We start from the raw sequence: 17896 nt of genomic DNA on the forward strand, positions 1-17896 counted from the left end.
TCACGGCTTGCAGATTCGAGTGACGGCCTCGCGCACCACTTCACGGCGGCGCGCGATCTCGTCGGCGTCGACGTTCTGGTTGTCGGCCACACCGGGGGCCACCACCCAGCCGAACACGAGGCCGAACAGCATCGTGATCAGGTCCTGGGGGTCCCAGTGCTTCGAGATGAGGCCGTCTTCTTGAGCCTTGCGGATCGTGGCCATTCGCGGAACCCAGCTGGAATGTTCCTCGGCCAGCTTCTTCATCCGTGGTGCCTCACCCTGCAATTGACCCCAGATCATCATCCGTTGAATCTGTGGTTTGCCGAGCATTGCGTCGAACAGTTCGACGGCATGCGCGGGCATGTCTTCACCGGTGAACTCGACGGATTCCATCGCCTGCTCGAAGTCGACGTCGAGCACCGCGTGGAACAACGCGACCTTGTCACCGAAATAGGCGTAGAGGCGCTCCTTACTGGCGTTTCCGTTCTTCGCAATCCGATCGATGCGCGCACCGGCAAGCCCGTAGGTGCCGAATTCTTCTTGCGCAGCGTCGAGGATTCGCTGTTTCGTCGCGGTCACGTCAGTGGGAGCCATAGTGATGATGGTAACCGAACGAACTATTTCGTTTGACTCACCCGAGAAGGCTGGAATACCTTTTTCCAATGACCACCACGTCCCACGTCGACGGCGGCACTCTGCCACCGATCCCGGCTGTCTCCGAGAATCCGAATCATCAACGTCGCTGGCTGGTGCTCTGCATCGTCGCGTTCGCTCAACTCATGGTGGTGCTCGACGGCACCATCGTCTCCATCGCCCTACCGGCAGCCCAGGAGGAACTGGGCATAAGCGACCTTGACCGCGCGTGGGTGGTCACGTCGTACGCCTTGGCGTTCGGTGCGCTGCTGCTCCTCGGCGGACGTATCGCCGACTACTGGGGCCGCAAGCGCTCCTTCATCGTCGGCATGGCGGGCTTCGCGGTTGCCTCCGGCATCGGCGGCATCGCGCAGAGCGGTATCGAACTGTTCATCGCCCGCGCCGGCCAGGGCGTCTTCGCAGCACTGCTCGCGCCCGCCGCGCTGTCGATGCTCACCACCACCTTCATCGGAGAGAAGGAGCGCGCCAAGGCTTTTGCCGTCTACGGCGCGATCTCCGGCGGTGGCGCTGCTATCGGCCTTCTCCTCGGTGGAGTGCTGACGCAGTACGTCGACTGGCGCTGGTGCCTGCTCGTCAACATCCCGATCGCGCTGATCGCCATCGCTGCGGCCGTCCCGATCGTCAAGGAAACCAAAGCGCACGGCGACACGAGCTACGACCTTCCCGGCGCTGTCCTAATCGCCCTGGGGCTCGGCTCACTGGTCTACGGATTCACACGCGCCGAGCACGGCTGGGGTCAGGCGGACACTTTGCTGTTCATCGCACTGGGTCTGGTCTTCCTCGCGATCTTCGTGGTCGTCGAGAGCCGCAGCAAGAATCCGCTTCTACCGCTGAGCGTTCCGTGGCATCGCGATCGCGGCGCTGCTCTGATCGGCTCCATGCTGGTGGGCGCCGCCCTGCTCGGCGGCACGTTGTACCTGACGTTCTACCTGCAGATCGTGCTCGGATTCAGCCCGGTCATGGCCGGCGTCGGATCGCTGCCGATGGCATTCTTCATCGTCTTGGCGTCGACCATCGCAGCGCAGTTGTCCACCAAGATCGGCCCCAAGCCGCTCATGGTCGCCGGCCCGCTGGTGGCAGCCGTAGGACTGCTCATGCTGACCCAGATCGAGGTACACAGCTCCTACTGGACGCACGTGTTCCCCGGCCTCGCCATCTTCGGCTTCGGACTCGGTCTGCTGATGGTGCCGATGCAGAACCTCGCACTGATCGGTGTCCCCGACCACGACGCCGGCGCTGCCAGTGCCCTGGTCAACGCCACCCTGCAGATCGGCGGCGCACTCGGAACCGCACTGTTCACCACGATCTACGCTTCGGCAAAGTCGGCCTTCACCGCCGACAACGCGGCGCCGATCCCGCCGGAAGGCATACCTGTCGACATGTCGAACGCGACCATCCCGACTGGTGACCAATTGGCGCTACTCCCCCAGCCGGTGCAGGACTTCGTCGCCTCGATGACGGACTACTTCTTCGGCGCCGAGGTATCCGGATACTCGGCCGCATTCGGTTGGGCGGCAATCCTGTTGGCGATCATCGCACCGGTAGTGCTGGTTCTGGTCCGCGCCAAGAAGGGTGATCTGCCCGCCGAGGGTGCAGTCCACATGGGGTAACCCCCTATGCGCCTTTATTAGCCGCCCGCGGTTAATAAAGGCGCACAGCAGGTCAGGCCTTCTTCAACACCTCAGCCACCGGAGTGCTGCTGCGGCCGATCAACTTCTGCAGGTCACCCGACTCGGTGTCCAACGCCCCCTTGGCAATTGCAGCATCGGAATCGGCGAGGATCTGCGCAACCGGTGCAGGCAGTCCGACGCTCTCGAGAATGCCTTCGTATGCCTGCTCGTCCACGAACTGGTACGCGACGGGCTTGCCCGCGAATTCGCTGATCTTTGCGGCCAATTCGGCGTAGGTGAGCCTCTCGTCACCGCCCAACTCGTACACTGCGCCTTCGTGGCCATCGGTGGTCGCGACTACTGCTGCGGCGTCGGCGTAATCCGCACGCGCCGCAGCCGCGATCTTGCCTTCCGCTCCCGCACCGACCAGTGCGCCGCGTTCGATCACACCGGCCAGGTCGTTGGTGAAGTTCTCCCAGTACCAACCGTTGCGCAACAGCGCGAACGGAATACCGCTCCGAGTGAGCACGTCCTCGGTCGCTTTGTGCTCGGCAGCAAGCTTCATCGGCGTGTCCTGAGCATTCAAGATGCTCGTGTAGGCGATGAATCCGACCCCGGCAGCCTTCGCCGCGTCGATGATGTTGGTGTGTTGCGCGAGCCGTGACCCCACTTCACTTCCCGAGATCAGAACCAGCTTGTCGACGCCCGCCAATGCGGTTTCCAACGCCGAGGCATCGGCGTAGTCCGCTTGGCGTACAACTACTCCGCGGGCGGCGAGGCTTTCCGCCTTCTGTGGATTGCGGACCATGGCGACGATGTCGGACGCGGCGGCTCCCCGCTCGATCAACGACTCGACTACCAGTTGTCCGAGGTTTCCGGTTGCGCCGGTGACTGCAATGCTCATGCGAACTCCCGATCCAGGTTGAAGCGTAAATGCGTTCTGCAACCATCATTCACTTATTTTTCGTAAGTGCAACACGGCGAGTTAGCGCTATCAGATCGTGCAGTAGTAGCCTGGGTTCATGACCAGCACCGACTCACCTTCACGTGCTGCCCAGACTCCTGATCCGAATGCCGACGTCGTGGACCCAACCCTCGAGGCTGACGTCTTCGCTCGCGGGTGCAACTCTCGGGCGGCATTGCAGAATGCAACCGGACGCTGGGGCGCACTCGCACTGGCAGCACTGAACGAGGGTCCGTACCGGTTCAGTGCCCTGCGCCGACGCGTCGACGGAGTCAGCGAGCGCATGCTCTCGCAGACCCTGCAAACACTCGAGCGGGATGGCCTCGTGCACCGTGAGGTACTCGAAACCATCCCGCCCAAAGTGGAATACAGCCTGACCGAACTCGGCGCCGACGTCGCCGCAAAGATCACGGCCCTGATCGAACTACTCGAATCGCAGGTGCCGAAAATCGTTGCGTCACAAGCGTCGTACGACGCCCGGAATCAGCTCAACTTGTCCGAGAGCTGAGCGATGAACTCGTCGAATGCGTAGGGAACGCTCAGCACCGTCGGAGCGGACGTAGCCATCGCGTAGTCCATTCCGACCAGACGAACCAGACGGCCGTTCGACACCGAGGTCATGTTCGCGAACGGACCGAAGGACATCAGCTTGTCCAGGTTGGTGCCGTCGGCGTCGACGAGAATGAAGACGTCGGCGTCGAGTGTGTCGATGGATTCCATGCCCACGGACACCGAACTGTCGCCGGAAGTGCACACTGCGTCGACACCGGGCGAGGTCTTCACCCCGAGCTGGCCGAGAAGACGGATCCGCGGGTCGGTGCCGCAGAAGACGATCAGGCCCTCGTCGGTGCGCATTGCATACGTTGCGGTTTTGCCCTGGAACTGTGGGTGATCAGCGGCCTGCTTCTCGAAGTACGCCCCGGTCTCGTCGATCAGCGTCTGAGCCTGCTCCGGCTGTCCGAGCGCTGCACCGATCATGCTCATCTGCTTGTCCCACGCCGTATCCCACGGCTGGTCGGGGAACGCGACGGTCGGCGCGATGTCACTGAGACGCTTGTACTCGCCCTCGTCGATGCCGGAGTACACGGCGAGGATCACGTCGGGATCGAGCCCGAGGATCTGCTCGAACGGGATATCGGGATTGGTCGTCATGAGAACAGGCTTGGCACCGTTCAGACGCGAAGCGTCCCAGGGCAGGATGTTGTTCTCGATGCCGGCGCCGGAGAAGCTCTCCATGGCGACCGGAACCTTGTTCAGTGCGATCACCGCATCCTGGCCACTCCATCCGATGGTCACGATGCGCATAGGCTCCGCGTCGATCGTCGTCGAACCGTAGGCGTGGTCGACGGTCACGGGGAACGCCCCCACCTCGGCGGCACCCGAAGCTTCGGCGTCCGATCCGGAGTCACCTGAGGTTCCACAGGCGGAGAGCGTCAGCGCGACGCAAGCCGCGAGCAGTACGGAACGAGTTTTCATGAGTGGTCCTTCGAAAGCCGAATGGTCGACTCGGGACGCTAATGCGTTGCGCGCCTACACCCCGACTCGAAGGCCTCAGATGGCGGTTTCGCAACACAACTCGACACAAAAGACGAAAAACCCCGTGAGCCTTTCCGGTAGTGCGAACTACCGAAAAGGCGCACGGGGCCGAAGGCCCTGCCGTCAGAAGTTGATCATGTGGCCGGCGAGGCCGTGGATCGCTTCCTGCAGTGCCTCACTGAGCGTGGGGTGGGTGTGGACGTTGCGTGCCAACTCGTTGACCGTGAGGTCCCACTTCTGGGCCAAGGTCAGCTCGGGCAGCAGTTCCGAAACGTCCGGTCCGATGAGGTGCCCGCCGAGCAGTTCGCCGTACTTCTTGTCGGCGATCAGCTTGACGAAACCGGTCGGGTCACCGAGACCGTGTGCCTTGCCGTTGGCAGCGAACGGGAAGTTCGCGACCTTGACGTCGTAGCCCTCGGCCTTGGCCTGCTCCTCGGTCAAACCGAACGAGGCGACCTGCGGCTGGCAGAACGTCGCACGCGGCATCATCCGGTAGTCACCGAGTGTCTGCGTCTCCGCGCCGCCGATGGTCTCGGCAGCGACGACAGCCTGAGCTTCTGCGACGTGCGCGAGCTGCAGCTTGGCGGTGACGTCACCGATGGCGAAGATGTGCGGGACGTTGGTGCGCATGTAGTCGTCGATCGCGATGGCGCCGCGATCGGTCAACGCGACACCGGTGTTCTCGAGACCGAAGCCCTCCACGCGCGGTGCGAAGCCGACGGACTGCAGAACCTTGTCGACGACCACGGTCTCGATCTCGCCGGACTTGTTGTCCTTGATCGAGACGGTGACCTTGCTGCCGTCGTCGCTGATGGACTGCACAGCGGCACCGGTCTTGATGGTGACGCCGAGCTTCTTGTACTGCTTGGCGATTTCCTTCGAGACGTCGGCGTCCTCGTTGGGCAGTGCCCGATCGAGGAACTCGACGATCGTGACGTCGACGCCGTAGTTCTTGAGGACGTAACCGAACTCCATGCCGATCGCGCCGGCACCGACGATCAGGATCGAACCCGGAAGGTCACGGGTGAGGATCTGCTCTTCGTAGGTCACGACGTTCTCGCTCAGCGAGGTGCCGGGCAGCAGCTTGGTGTACGAACCGGTCGCGATGATGGCGTTGTCGAACGTGATCGTCTCGGTGCCACCCTTGCTCAGCTCCACGCTGATGGTGTTGGCGTCGACGAACGTGCCCTTGCCGTCGTACTCCGGGATCTTGTTCTTCTTCATCAAGAAGTGAATGCCCTTGACTCGCCCGTCCGCGACCTTGCGGCTGCGATCGAAAGCGGAGCCGAAATCGAAGGACACGTCTCCGGACATGCCGAACGTCTTCGCTTCTTTCGTGAAGATGTGCGCGAGTTCGGCGTTACGGAGAAGCGCCTTGGACGGAATGCAGCCGACATTCAGGCATACACCGCCCCAGTACTTCTGCTCGATGATGGCGGTGCTCAGGCCCAGTTGTGCCGCGCGGATAGCAGCGACGTACCCACCGGGGCCGGCTCCGAGGACAACGACGTCATAGTGTGAGGTCACGATTCACCAGGGTAGTCCTGCATCGTTTCGCTGTCCCCAGATGGTCGTATTACCCGTCGGTAGCCCACACTTCTCGGGCAACTCGGGCGAAATTTCCGCCGTACACGGCCTCGATCGACGGCTCGTCGAAGCCCCGCTCACGCAATACCTGATCAAGTGTCAGCACCTCCTCCGGAGGAGTCCACTGCAGTGGCCCCCACGCGGTGTACGCCTCGGAGAACGACGACGGGTTCTGCTCGATCTCTTCGCGGAAGTCGTCGGCGTCGAAGGAGAAGTCGGAGCCGATCCCGACATGATCGATGCCGACGAGTCCCACAGCCTCTTCGATGTGGTCGGCCATCGCGGACAGCCGAGCCTGGTCGTCATCCGGTCCGTTGACGCCGAGGAATATGCCCACGCCGTTGATCCCGACGACGCCGCCGGTCTCCGCACACGCTCTGGCCTGATCGTCGGTGATGTTGCGCGGATGCTCCCACAACCTTCGGAGGTTCGAGTGGCTGTAGATCATTGCTCGCTGGGTGATAGCTGAGATGTCCAACCCCGTCTGTACAGAACAATGTGAGCCGTCGACCGTCATTCCGACGCGATTCATCTCGGCAACCAGGTCACGGCCGTATCCACTCAACCCCGTGTCCGCCAGGTCCAAGCAGCCGCAGCCGGCAGCGTTCATGTAGTTATACGTCGGCAACATCGAGCGGACTCCGAGGTCGTAGAAGTACGAGACGTTGGCCAGGTCTCCCTCCAGCGGATTCGAGTCCTCCAGGTCGAAGGCCAGGGCGATTCCGCCGGACTCCTGAATCTCCACGACGCCGTCGACGCTGAAGACAGGGGTGATCTCCGGGAACTCGACCCGCGCCTGCCACGCGAAACTCTTGGCGATTGCCGTCGAGTCCGCGCGAGTCTGCGGCGAGTAACCGACGTTCACCGAAACGTAACTCCCCGCTGGGCGCTGATATCGGAGAAGATCTTCGACAGACGCGTTCGACTGCAGAGGTAGGCAACAATGTTGTTCCCATAGTGGATATGTCCGGTTCACTCACTAATCCCGTCGATGATCAGGGAAATTCACCTGAAACTGGTCGTACGTTCAGCAAATCTCTGGTTCACTGGCGGATAACGCACCGATGCGGTAGAACTTACAAGACTCACACGCCCTGTACCTATCGACAGAGCATGTACCCAGCATGAATTCCCGTACGGGAACAGCAACAAAGGACCGTTCACTCCTGGGCGGATTCGAAGGAATTTTAGGTGGAGGTTTCTGAACGTATGCGTGCTCGCACTTTCAAGCGTGGCCGTCTGGTCGCCGCTGTAGCCGCAGTATCCGTGCTGCCGATGCTGATCAGCCCTGCAGTGTCGTCCGCAGGCGGAGATCCGTCGACCACCACGGCAACTGTTGCCAAGGCAAACACAACGGGTTCCAAGCTCTCGAGCCGCACGGACAACGGGCGCATCGCCACCATCAAGGTGTACTCACCTTCCATGGGACGCGACATTCCGCTCGAGGTCATCCTCCCGGCAGACGGCAGCGAACCCCGCCCGACCCTCTACCTGCTCAATGGTGCAGGCGGCGGCGAAGACCGGGCGACGTGGCAGCGTCAGACCGACGTCAACGAGTTCTTCGCTGACAAGAACGTCAACGTCGTCACCCCGCTCGAAGGTGCATTCAGCTACTACACCGACTGGGTGAACGACGACCCGTCCCTCGGCCGTCAGAAGTGGCAGACGTTCCTGACCCAGGAACTCCCGCCCGTCATCGACGCCGAGTTCAACACCAACGGCGTCCAGTCGATCTCCGCGATCTCGATGACCGCGACCTCGGTCCTCAACCTCGCCATCGCAGCTCCGGGCCTCTACAAGGGCGTCGGTGCATACAGCGGATGCGCCGAGACCAGCACACCGGTCGGCCAGTCCTCCATCGAACTGGTTGTGGGCATGCGCGGCGACGCTGACGTGACCAACATGTGGGGCCCCCTCGACGGCCAGGGCTGGATCGACAACGACCCCGTCGTCAACGCCGAGAAGCTCCGCGGCACCGAGCTCTTCATCTCCACCGGCTCCGGACTCCCCGGCCCGCACGACACCCTGAACAACGAGGCGATCAACGGACAGGTCGGCACACTCGCCAACCAGGTGATCGTCGGCGGCGTCATCGAGGCAGCAGTCAACTACTGCACCCACAACCTCGCCTACCGCCTCAACGATCTCAAGATCCCGGCCACCTTCGACTTCAAGCCGACCGGCACCCACTCGTGGGGCTACTGGGAAGACGATCTCCACAACTCCTGGCCGATGCTCGCTCGTTCGATGGGCATCTGACCGAAATCGTTCCGACTCGACCCCGCTCCCTGCACTTCCGGGAGCGGGGTCGAGTGCTTGTCTGGGCCGATTCGGGGGTTAATTCGGGGGTTAATTCGGGGGTTAATTCCGGGGCCAATTCAATTGTCAGGCAATCGAATCGCGTCACTTTCTGCGCCCGCTCTGCTTTACTGACACATAACAAAAAGTGAACCTGTTCCAGTAAGGGCTCACAGGCACTTCGATCCGTTCCGGATCCGAAGACATTCAGGTGGAGGATCCGAACGTATGCGTGCTCGAATTTTCAAGCGTGGCAGTGTGATCGCAGCTCTCGCAGTGGCCACGGTGCTGCCGATGCTGATCAGTCCGGCGACAGCTTCTGCGGGCGGTGACACGTCCGGATCCCACGTCGTGAGCAACACCAAGACCGGCGACCGCAAGGTCACCATCTCGGTCTTCTCCCCGGCGATGGATCGCAACATCCCGCTCGAGGTCATCCTCCCAGCGGATGGCAGCGAACCCCGCCCGACGCTCTACCTGCTCAACGGTGCAGGCGGCGGCGAGGACTCGGCGACCTGGCAACGCAAGACCGACGTCATGAACTTCTTCCAGGACAAGAACGTCAACGTCGTCACACCGCTCGAAGGCGCATTCAGCTATTACACCGACTGGGTGAACGACGATCCGGTTCTCGGTCGTCAGAAGTGGCAGACGTTCCTGACCAAGGAACTCCCGCCCGTCATCGACGCCGAGTTCAACACCAACAAGGTGCAGTCCATCTCCGCGATCTCCATGACCGCGACCTCGGTCCTCAACCTCGCCATCGCGGCTCCCGGCCTCTACAAGGGCGTCGGTGCATACAGCGGATGCGCCGAGACCAGTACTCCCGTCGGTCAGAGTGCGATCGAACTTGTCACAGGTACCCGCGGCGGAGCTGACATCACCAACATGTGGGGCCCGCTCGACGGTCAGGGCTGGAAGGACAACGATCCGGTCCTCAACGCCGAGAAGCTCCGCGGCACCGAGCTCTTCATCTCCACCGGCTCCGGACTCCCCGGCCCACACGACACTCTCGCCAATCCCGCGATCAACGGTCAGGTCGGTGCGCTCGCCAACCAGGCGATCGTCGGCGGCATCATCGAGGCAGCGGTCAACTACTGCACCCACAACCTCGCCTACCGCCTGAGCGACCTGAAGATCCCGGCCACCTTCGACTTCAAGCCGACCGGCACCCACTCGTGGGGCTACTGGCAGGACGATCTCCACAACTCCTGGCCGATGCTCGCTCACTCCCTGGGCGTCTGACCCGATTCGTTCTCACTCGACCCCGCTCCAGTGTTTCGGGAGCGGGGTCGAGTGCTGTCGGGAGCGAGCAGTAAGAATGGACGTATGACTTCCGATCAGCAGCCCACCACCGGCGACGACCCCTACCTCTGGCTCGAAGACGTGACCGGTGAGTCTGCACTCGATTGGGTCCGTCAGCACAATGCCGTGACCGAGGAGCAGCTCACCGACAACGAGCGCTTCGATCGACTGCAGAGCGACGTGCGCGAGATCCTCGATACCGACGCGCGAATCCCCTACGTCCGCCGTCGAGGTGAGTTCCTCTACAACTTCTGGCGCGACAGCACCCACGTTCGCGGATTGTGGCGACGCACGACGTTCGATCAGTACGTCACCGACGACCCGGAATGGGACGTCCTGGTCGACCTCGACGCCCTGGCCGAGGCCGAGGGCGAGAACTGGGTCTGGAAGGGCACGCAACTTCTACGGCCACACCGCAACCGTGCATTGATCAGTCTCTCCCGCGGTGGGGCAGACGCGGCGGTCGTTCGCGAGTTCGACATCGACAAGCGCGAGTTCCTCGCTCCCGAGGGCGAGAATCCCGGCTTCTACCTTCCCGAGGCCAAGACCGACATCGACTGGATCGACATCGACACCGTCTACGTCGGAACGGATATCGGACCGGGGTCGCTCACCGATTCCGGATATCCCCGTCTGGCCCAGCGGTGGAAACGCGGCACTCCCCTCTCCAGCGCCGAGACCGTCTACGAGGGCCAGGCCACGGACGTGGCGATCTCGGCTTCGCACGATCCGACGCCCGGATTCGAACGAGACTTCGTCACTCGCTCGGTCGATTTCTACAACTCTCAGCATTTCGAAGTTCGCCCCGACGGTGAACTGGTGCTCGTGGACGTCCCCGAGGACGCCGGGATCTCGATTCACCACGAGTGGTTGTTGATCCGCACCAAGTCCGTGTGGGCCGTCGAGGACACCGAATATCCGACCGGCGCACTGCTTGCCATCCGTTACGACGATTTCCTTGCCGGCTCACGAGCACTGACATCGATCTTCGAACCCGACGCACATTCCTCGCTCGAGCACTACACCTGGACACGCGATCATCTGATTCTGGTGGTCCTGACCGACGTGCGCACGACGCTGCGAATCCTGACGCCGGGCGAAAACGGCTGGGAGGATCGACCTTTCGAAGGGCTTCCAGAACTGACCAGTATCGAAATTCTCGACACCGACCCTGATGTCAGCAACGAGTACTTCGTCAATTCGAGTGGATACACCTCCCCTGCAACTCTTTTGCACGGCGTGATCGGCGAAACCGAACCCACTGCCCTCAAGCAGGCTCCCTCGTTCTTCGACGCCGAGGGCATCACCACGGAGCAGTTCTTCGCCACCTCTGCCGACGGCACCCAAGTTCCGTACTTCGTGGTGCGCAGTCCGCGTAGCGAGCCCGGCCCTACCCTGCTCTACGGGTACGGCGGATTCGAGATCTCGCTGACACCGTCGTACAGCGGTTCTCTGGGCCGTGCCTGGCTGACGCAGGGCGGAACCTATGTGGTTGCGAACATTCGTGGTGGCGGCGAGTACGGACCCGGTTGGCACACACAGGTTCTCAAGGCCGGGCGCCACAAGGTGCACGAAGACTTCGCTGCCGTCGCGAGAGACCTCGTCGATCGCGGAATCACGACCCCGGATCTTCTGGCAGCTCAGGGCGGTAGCAACGGCGGCCTGCTGATGGGCATCATGCTGACCAAGTACCCCGAGCTCTTCGGCGCCATCGTCTGTCAGGTCCCGCTGCTGGACATGCGCCGATTCCATCTCCTGCTGGCCGGCGCTTCGTGGATGGCCGAATACGGTGACCCCGATGTCCCGGAGGAGTGGGCATTCATCTCGGAGTACTCGCCGTATCAGAACATCGACGCCGCCGCGTCGTACCCACCGATCCTGATCGCGACGTCCACCCGCGACGACCGCGTCCACCCCGCGCATGCCCGCAAGATGGCCGCACGGCTGGAAGAGCTGGGCAAGCCGGTGCTGTATTTCGAGAACATCGAGGGTGGCCACGGCGGCGCCGCGGACAATGCTCAGCTGGCCTTCAAGACTGCGCTGACCTACGAGTTCCTCTGGCAGAAACTCGCCTGATCTTTCAGCGGTCGCGCAACCACGCGACGACGCGCTCGCTCACAGCGGTGGGATTGCGTATCCAACCGTTGTGACCGAGTGGTTCGTCGATGTGCGTCATCGTCACTTGGGCCCCGGAGAGCTTGTCCACCAGGTTCTTTGCCGACCGGCGTGGAGCGAGATCGTCCCCTTCGATCGTGATCGACAGAACCGGCAAGGTCAGGCGAGCGATCCGCTCCTCGTAGTCGATATCCGCACCGACGGGTTCCATGCGACCGGTCCTGGCGAACCGGGCCCAATCGGTGATCAGTACTTTCGACTGTCGACCGAAGCCGCCGACGTTGACCCGGTCTCCCGGCCAGAAGCCGGCAATGTTGGCTGTCACCGACATCGCGGACGAACCCAGATAGAGTCCGGGCGCACGGATTCCGGGGAATCCGCGGTGATACGGCGATCCGGAGGCAACCAGGATCAGTCCGCCGAGCCGGCCCCGAATCCTCGACGCGTACATCACCCCGATCTGGCCGCCCATGCTGTGCCCCATCAGAAATGGTGTGCTGGCCGGGAACCGCTCGCGCACTACCTCGAACGTCGCCGGACAATCGATCGAGACCAGTTCCTGATATCCGAAAGCACTCGACGCGCTCGGGCGCGGTTTGCTGTCACCTTGGCCGCGCAGTTCACCGATGGCCGCGTTGAAGCCGGCTTCGACCAGGGCCTGCGCCACCGGATCGTAGAACCCGGCGGGAACTCCGAGCCCGGGCAACATCACCACCACGGGTGCGTCGTCGTTCGGTCCGGGAAACAGACGGATCGGGGTCACGGTGCCGTCGGGGAGTTGGATCGGTACGGTCTCCATTCAACTCACACTAACCACCCACGCCGCGGATGGGCAGAGCACACGCGCCGACTATTCGAGGCTGCCCACGATCAGCGGATCCGGAGTACCCACGATCTCGTAATCCTTGTTGTCGTAATCGAACTGACTGAGCACGTGACGCATCGCGTTTATCCGCGCGCGTTTCTTGTCGTTGCTCTTGATGACGGTCCACGGAGCGGTGGCGGTATCGGTGAACCGGATCATCTCTTCCTTCGCCGCCGTGTACGCATCCCACTTGTCCAGAGAAGCGATGTCCATCGGCGAAAGCTTCCACTGCCGCACGGGATCGACCTGTCTGATCGCGAACCGCGTGCGCTGCTCCAGCGGTGAAACCGAGAACCAGAACTTGATCAAGCTGATGCCGTCGTCGACGAGCATCTGCTCGAACAACGGCACCTGGCGCAGAAATCGCTCATGCTCCTCGTCGGTGCAGAAACCCATGACCCGCTCGACCCCGGCCCGGTTGTACCAAGATCGATCGAACATCACCAGTTCCCCGGCGGCGGGAAGGTGCTGCACGTAGCGCTGGAAGTACCACTGCGTCGACTCGCGAGCCGACGGCTTCTCCAGCGCGACGACGCGAGCGCCACGAGGATTGAGGTGCTCCATGAATCGTTTGATCGTTCCGCCCTTACCGGCAGCGTCGCGTCCTTCGAACACGATGGCGTGCCGTGCGCCGGTTTCTTTCGACCAGTTCTGCAGCTTGAGGAGTTCGATCTGCAGCAGACGCTTGGACATTTCGTACTCGTCCCGAGGCATCCGTGCGTCGTACGGGTAGCCCTCCCGCCAGGTGTCGACCTCGAAACCGTCCGGCGACGTCAGCAGCACCGGATCGTCGTCGTCATTGTCGTCGACGGTGAAGGCGGCGGTGTCGGCCAGATCGACGGCGGTCGAGAGATCCGCGAAGGCGCTGAGGAACGGTCGGCGTTCTGCTAAATCGGTCACCGCCGACAAGGTAGTCTCCCGCAGCAACCGTTCGGTGAAGCTGGGATGAACTACCGGGGTATGACACGACGGGCTCAAAAGATCAGGGTGCAGATGGGGGTCGTCCCCGATGGTGCCTGATGCGATCTCGCTTCAGAATTGAAGCATGACATTCGAAAGCAACACACCTCGCCCCTTCACCCGTTCCAACGACAAGAAAATGTTCGCCGGAGTGTGCGGCGGAATTGCAGATTACTTCGGCGCCGACGTAAATCTTGTCCGTCTACTCGCCGTTATCGCGGCTATTTGCACGGGTGGAACCGCGGCTTTGGTATATCTCGCCGCCTGGATGCTCATGCCGTTAGGTTGAGAATTCCGGCACTTGACATGGCGAGAATTACGCGCCGACAAAAGGTATTTCGGGGCCTACGCGCCAACACGAGCAGGCCCCGAAATCGACAATCTACTTGGCGGCCTTCAACTCTCCACCGCTGAGCGCAGCGAGGGCCTCGAGACCCTTGACGGCCAGGCCACTGACGCTGCCCAACCAAGATGTTCAGTGGTTCACTTGGGACGAGCAAATGACGCCGATCAGAAAACTCAGGGAACGACAGGCGCCGTAAAGCTGAGGTGTCGAGAGATTATCGTTCGACCAACTCACGATTTTGGTCGGAAACTGCCTGCAGAAGCGCCGTGAACCCCACCCGCAATAATTCGATGTAGTGCTCGATATCTGGCATCGTCTCTCGCGAGACAATGACATTGAGCGTCAGAGAACCTCCACGCGCAGCAATGAGGAAGTGGCGCAGAATGTCTCCGTCGACCGGCGCCTGCCCGCCGAGAACTGCCACCGCCGGCGCACCTTCGAAGACATTGCCGTCGACCGATACCGGGACATTGCTGATCGTCGTGTTCTGAATGACCTTGTGCGAAGGGTCAAGCTTGTTGATCCGACGCGAGAGACCGGTGAGTCTGAGCAGAGCCGCGGGCGACGTTTCGATGCGTGTGCCGTATCGACGGACGGCTGGGTGCAAACTCCGCCCCTTTGCCATCAGCGCCGAATCCCTGATTCGTGTCAGCCGCTCGACCGGATCTTCGACGTCCGTGTGCAGATCGACCGTCAACAGCGCCAGTTGGTTGGCCGATTCCCATTCGGCGATCTGCCGCATCGATCGGGGAACCATCGCCGCCAACCCACTGCCTGATTTCTCGCCCTTCTCCGACAGGTATGCGTCGAGAGCGCCGGCGACGACGGTCAGGAAGATGTCGTTGACCGTCACGTCCGGAACGGCCGCTCGGATCGCTTTGATGTCTGCGCCGTCCAGCGTCAGGAAATCGATCGTGATGTCTCCGCCCAGCATGCCGTTGAATCGGGTCGGCAGGCGGTCGGCCGAGTACGTAGGCAGCTCTCCGGCCTCTTCCGCCTCCCGAACCGTCTCGGCCGCAACCTTTGTCACGGACAGACCCCGGCCGAAACGGATCGCCTGGCCGGGCAAACCCACGACCGTGCGCCCGATCAAATTCAGCGACGAAAGCCCCGAACCGGCACGCTTCGTCTCCGGCTTCGGCGGACCGGAGAACAGAAGGTTGGTCAGATCGCGGATCGCCAGACCGTCACCGGCCCCGTGGTGGGTCTTGAGCATGATCAGCGTCAGATTGCCCGGTAGCTCGTCGATCCCGTGCACTCCGGTCATGACGTGCAACTCCCAGGGCGGCCGGGACAAGTCCATCGGCTCACCGAGCGAGCGCCCGAGCAATTCACGAACCGGCGCCCACCCGGCAACCGGGGCACGATGGACGTGCACGTGATCACCGACGTCGAAATCGGCCGGGACCCAATAGGGATAGTCCAGATCCAGCGGAACTCGCTGGAGTCGACTCGTGAACAGTGGCCAGTATCCGAATCTTTCGGTGATCCACCGAACCGCGTCGTCGTGCGTCATCTCTGCGAGCGGATGGCCCGTCGTGTCGAAGAAGTAGGCGCAGACCATGTGGCTCAGATGTCCGCCGGACTCGTTGTAGACGAACTCCGCGTCTCGCGGCCCCATCTGAGATACCGCGGCTGGCAACGAGTTCCGAAAGATCATGCATGCCCCTCAATTCCGACGCTGAACGAATGTCCGAATTGTAGCGAGCTGACATGCCGATCCTCTGGGTTCTGCTCGGAATCGTTGGGTATCACCGGATCCAGCAATCGGAAAAGGTGCCTGTGATTCCGATCGATCAGGAGGCAACCTCTTGGTTAGGTGAATCCGCAATCTGCATCGCGGCTGCCGCTGCCAAGTCATCGAAACTTGCCTCCCCCGCACGAGCAAAAGCCCGGCCCACCGAATGGTGGGCCGGGCTCTAGGAGCTAGGTGGAGATGGACTCAGAAGTCCATGCCGCCCATGCCGCCGGTCGGATCGCCTGCAGGCGCTCCGGCCTTCTCGGGCTTGTCAGCGACAACGGCTTCGGTCGTCAGGAACAGAGCCGCGATGGACGCTGCGTTCTGCAGTGCCGAGCGGGTGACCTTGACCGGGTCGTTGATGCCTGCAGCGAGCAGGTCGCCGTACTCGTTGGTCGCAGCGTTGAGGCCGTGACCTGCGGGCAGGTTGGAGACCTTGTCCGCAACAACGCCGGGCTCGAGGCCTGCGTTGAATGCGATCTGCTTGAGCGGAGCGGACAGTGCAACGCGAACGATGTTCGCGCCGGTTGCCTCGTCACCTTCGAGCTTGAGGTCGTCCAGTGCGGGAGCTGCCTGGAGAAGTGCAACGCCACCACCGGCGACGATGCCCTCTTCGACGGCTGCCTTTGCGTTACGCACTGCATCTTCGATGCGGTGCTTGCGCTCCTTGAGCTCGACCTCGGTAGCAGCGCCGGCCTTGATGACTGCAACGCCGCCGGCCAGCTTGGCCAGACGTTCCTGCAGCTTCTCACGGTCGTAATCCGAGTCGCTGTTCTCGATCTCGGCGCGGATCTGGCTGACACGACCGGCGATTGCGTCGGCGTCGCCGGCACCCTCGACGATGGTGGTCTCGTCCTTGGTGATGACGACCTTGCGTGCCTGGCCGAGGAGCTCGAGGCCTGCGGTCTCCAAGGAGAGTCCGACCTCTTCGCTGATGACCTCGCCACCGGTGAGGATGGCGATGTCGGCGAGCTGAGCCTTACGACGGTCACCGAAGCCGGGAGCCTTGACGGCAACAGACTTGAAGGTGCCACGGATCTTGTTGACCACGAGGGTGGAGAGAGCTTCGCCCTCGACGTCCTCGGCGATGATCAGGAGCGGCTTGCCGGACTGGATGACCTTCTCCAGCAGGGGCAGCAGGTCCTTGACCGTGGAGATCTTGGAGCTGACGAGCAGGATGTACGCGTCTTCGAGGACGGCTTCCTGACGCTCTGCATCGGTGGCGAAGTACGCCGAGATGTAGCCCTTGTCGAAGCGCATGCCCTCGGTGAGCTCGAGCTGCAGGCCGAAGGTGTTGGACTCCTCGACCGTGATGACGCCTTCCTTGCCGACCTTGTCCATAGCCTCGGCGATGAGCTCACCGATGGACGGGTCGCCGGCGGAAATACCGGCGGTAGCAGCGATCTGCTCCTTGGTGTCGATCTCCTTGGCGGTCTCGAGCAGGCGAGCTGTGACAGCCTCGACAGCCTTCTCGATGCCGCGCTTGAGGCCGAGCGGGTTCGCGCCGGCTGCGACGTTGCGCAGACCTTCACGGACCAGTGCCTGTGCGAGAACGGTAGCGGTGGTGGTGCCGTCGCCAGCGACGTCGTCAGTCTTCTTGGCGACCTCCTTGACGAGCTCGGCGCCGATCTTCTCGTACGGGTCGTCGAGTTCGATCTCCTTGGCGATGGAAACACCATCGTTGGTGATCGTGGGGGCGCCCCACTTCTTTTCGAGAACGACGTTGCGACCCTTGGGGCCCAACGTCACCTTGACAGCGTCGGCGAGGGCGTTGAGGCCTCGCTCGAGGCCACGACGTGCCTCTTCGTCGAACGCGATGATCTTTGCCATTGCGAAGTGATCCTCCGGATAGGGGGTGACACACAAGGTGACCGCTCGTCGGGTCACCTCATCGGCACAAGGCGACCGTTTGACCGGTCACCTCATTACACGGGCG

General features: G+C 62.3%; 15 protein-coding genes. 6 read left to right on the forward strand and 9 right to left on the reverse strand.

Going from position 1 to position 17896, the window contains the following annotated elements; all coding sequences use genetic code 11:
* Entirely contained in the window at positions 1-576 is a 576-nt protein-coding gene (locus ABIE52_RS13985; RefSeq protein WP_003941498.1) for a TetR family transcriptional regulator, read from the reverse strand.
* 68 nt (positions 577-644) lie between these two features.
* Here ABIE52_RS13985 and ABIE52_RS13990 point away from each other — a divergent pair, with 68 nt between their 5' ends.
* Entirely contained in the window at positions 645-2246 is a 1602-nt protein-coding gene (locus ABIE52_RS13990) for an MFS transporter (protein ID WP_003941517.1), read from the forward strand.
* A 52-nt stretch (positions 2247-2298) separates the two neighbouring features.
* On the opposite strand, the gene ABIE52_RS13995 is transcribed toward ABIE52_RS13990, so the two are convergent.
* Entirely contained in the window at positions 2299-3150 is an 852-nt protein-coding gene (locus tag ABIE52_RS13995) for an SDR family oxidoreductase (protein WP_116057047.1), read from the reverse strand.
* A gap of 118 nt (positions 3151-3268) precedes the next feature.
* Between ABIE52_RS13995 and ABIE52_RS14000 the strand changes: the two genes are divergently transcribed.
* On the forward strand, positions 3269-3718 hold the full coding sequence (locus ABIE52_RS14000) for a winged helix-turn-helix transcriptional regulator (RefSeq protein ID WP_007735410.1): 450 nt from the start codon (positions 3269-3271) through the stop codon (positions 3716-3718).
* Here ABIE52_RS14000 and ABIE52_RS14005 read toward each other — a convergent pair.
* The 3 genes from ABIE52_RS14005 to ABIE52_RS14015 form a co-directional block, all read right to left on the reverse strand.
* The gene (locus tag ABIE52_RS14005; protein WP_054781530.1) at positions 3694-4686 is read right to left on the reverse strand and encodes an iron-siderophore ABC transporter substrate-binding protein; all 993 of its coding nucleotides are present in this window, start codon (positions 4684-4686) and stop codon (positions 3694-3696) included. The genes ABIE52_RS14000 and ABIE52_RS14005 overlap by 25 nt on opposite strands.
* A gap of 183 nt (positions 4687-4869) precedes the next feature.
* Positions 4870-6273, reverse strand: coding sequence for a dihydrolipoyl dehydrogenase (lpdA, locus tag ABIE52_RS14010; protein ID WP_003941477.1), 1404 nt, complete (start codon positions 6271-6273; stop codon positions 4870-4872).
* 49 nt (positions 6274-6322) lie between these two features.
* Complete coding sequence (locus tag ABIE52_RS14015; RefSeq protein ID WP_502944849.1) at positions 6323-7198, reverse strand: dipeptidase; 876 nt, start codon at positions 7196-7198, stop codon at positions 6323-6325.
* 344 nt (positions 7199-7542) lie between these two features.
* Here ABIE52_RS14015 and ABIE52_RS14020 point away from each other — a divergent pair, with 344 nt between their 5' ends.
* The 3 genes from ABIE52_RS14020 (at position 7543) to ABIE52_RS14030 (ending at position 12012) form a co-directional block, all read left to right on the forward strand.
* Positions 7543-8592, forward strand: coding sequence for an alpha/beta hydrolase (locus ABIE52_RS14020; RefSeq protein WP_021343370.1), 1050 nt, complete (start codon positions 7543-7545; stop codon positions 8590-8592).
* 267 nt (positions 8593-8859) lie between these two features.
* On the forward strand, positions 8860-9876 hold the full coding sequence (locus ABIE52_RS14025) for an alpha/beta hydrolase (protein ID WP_192712086.1): 1017 nt from the start codon (positions 8860-8862) through the stop codon (positions 9874-9876).
* 84 nt (positions 9877-9960) lie between these two features.
* Positions 9961-12012 (forward strand): prolyl oligopeptidase family serine peptidase, encoded by a 2052-nt coding sequence (locus ABIE52_RS14030; RefSeq protein WP_047268841.1) that lies wholly within the window; start codon positions 9961-9963, stop codon positions 12010-12012.
* Between the two features lie 4 nt (positions 12013-12016).
* Here ABIE52_RS14030 and ABIE52_RS14035 read toward each other — a convergent pair whose 3' ends face one another.
* Positions 12017-12850, reverse strand: a complete 834-nt coding sequence (locus ABIE52_RS14035; RefSeq protein ID WP_042450422.1) for an alpha/beta hydrolase family protein — start codon at positions 12848-12850, stop codon at positions 12017-12019.
* A 51-nt stretch (positions 12851-12901) separates the two neighbouring features.
* Positions 12902-13816 carry a polyphosphate kinase 2 gene (gene ppk2 / locus ABIE52_RS14040; protein ID WP_007733731.1) on the reverse strand — a complete coding sequence of 305 codons (915 nt, stop codon included), beginning with the start codon at positions 13814-13816 and terminating at the stop codon, positions 12902-12904.
* 145 nt (positions 13817-13961) lie between these two features.
* Between ppk2 and ABIE52_RS14045 the strand changes: the two genes are divergently transcribed.
* A complete protein-coding gene (locus ABIE52_RS14045; protein ID WP_003941534.1) occupies positions 13962-14165 on the forward strand; it encodes a PspC domain-containing protein in 204 nt (67 codons plus the stop codon).
* Between the two features lie 271 nt (positions 14166-14436).
* Here ABIE52_RS14045 and ABIE52_RS14050 read toward each other — a convergent pair whose 3' ends face one another.
* On the reverse strand, positions 14437-15882 hold the full coding sequence (locus tag ABIE52_RS14050) for a wax ester/triacylglycerol synthase domain-containing protein (protein WP_007733729.1): 1446 nt from the start codon (positions 15880-15882) through the stop codon (positions 14437-14439).
* 282 nt (positions 15883-16164) lie between these two features.
* On the reverse strand, positions 16165-17790 hold the full coding sequence (groL, locus tag ABIE52_RS14055; protein ID WP_003941476.1) for a chaperonin GroEL: 1626 nt from the start codon (positions 17788-17790) through the stop codon (positions 16165-16167).
* Positions 17791-17896: the final 106 nt, after the last annotated feature.

Origin of the sequence: Rhodococcus sp. OAS809, from assembly GCF_040546695.1 — a bacterium.
GTDB lineage: Bacteria > Actinomycetota > Actinomycetes > Mycobacteriales > Mycobacteriaceae > Rhodococcus_F > Rhodococcus_F qingshengii.

What these genes read in the sequence shown, in the direction of transcription:
- ABIE52_RS13985 (WP_003941498.1), bottom strand. Translation starts at nt 576, where the DNA reads ATGGCTCCCACTGACGTGACCGCGACGAAACAGCGAATCCTCGACGCT.
- ABIE52_RS13990 (WP_003941517.1), top strand. Translation starts at nt 645, where the DNA reads ATGACCACCACGTCCCACGTCGACGGCGGCACTCTGCCACCGATCCCG.
- ABIE52_RS13995 (WP_116057047.1), bottom strand. Translation starts at nt 3,150, where the DNA reads ATGAGCATTGCAGTCACCGGCGCAACCGGAAACCTCGGACAACTGGTA.
- ABIE52_RS14000 (WP_007735410.1), top strand. Translation starts at nt 3,269, where the DNA reads ATGACCAGCACCGACTCACCTTCACGTGCTGCCCAGACTCCTGATCCG.
- ABIE52_RS14005 (WP_054781530.1), bottom strand. Translation starts at nt 4,686, where the DNA reads ATGAAAACTCGTTCCGTACTGCTCGCGGCTTGCGTCGCGCTGACGCTC.
- ABIE52_RS14020 (WP_021343370.1), top strand. Translation starts at nt 7,543, where the DNA reads ATGCGTGCTCGCACTTTCAAGCGTGGCCGTCTGGTCGCCGCTGTAGCC.
- ABIE52_RS14025 (WP_192712086.1), top strand. Translation starts at nt 8,860, where the DNA reads ATGCGTGCTCGAATTTTCAAGCGTGGCAGTGTGATCGCAGCTCTCGCA.
- ABIE52_RS14030 (WP_047268841.1), top strand. Translation starts at nt 9,961, where the DNA reads ATGACTTCCGATCAGCAGCCCACCACCGGCGACGACCCCTACCTCTGG.
- ABIE52_RS14035 (WP_042450422.1), bottom strand. Translation starts at nt 12,850, where the DNA reads ATGGAGACCGTACCGATCCAACTCCCCGACGGCACCGTGACCCCGATC.
- ABIE52_RS14045 (WP_003941534.1), top strand. Translation starts at nt 13,962, where the DNA reads ATGACATTCGAAAGCAACACACCTCGCCCCTTCACCCGTTCCAACGAC.
- ABIE52_RS14050 (WP_007733729.1), bottom strand. Translation starts at nt 15,882, where the DNA reads ATGATCTTTCGGAACTCGTTGCCAGCCGCGGTATCTCAGATGGGGCCG.
- groL (WP_003941476.1), bottom strand. Translation starts at nt 17,790, where the DNA reads ATGGCAAAGATCATCGCGTTCGACGAAGAGGCACGTCGTGGCCTCGAG.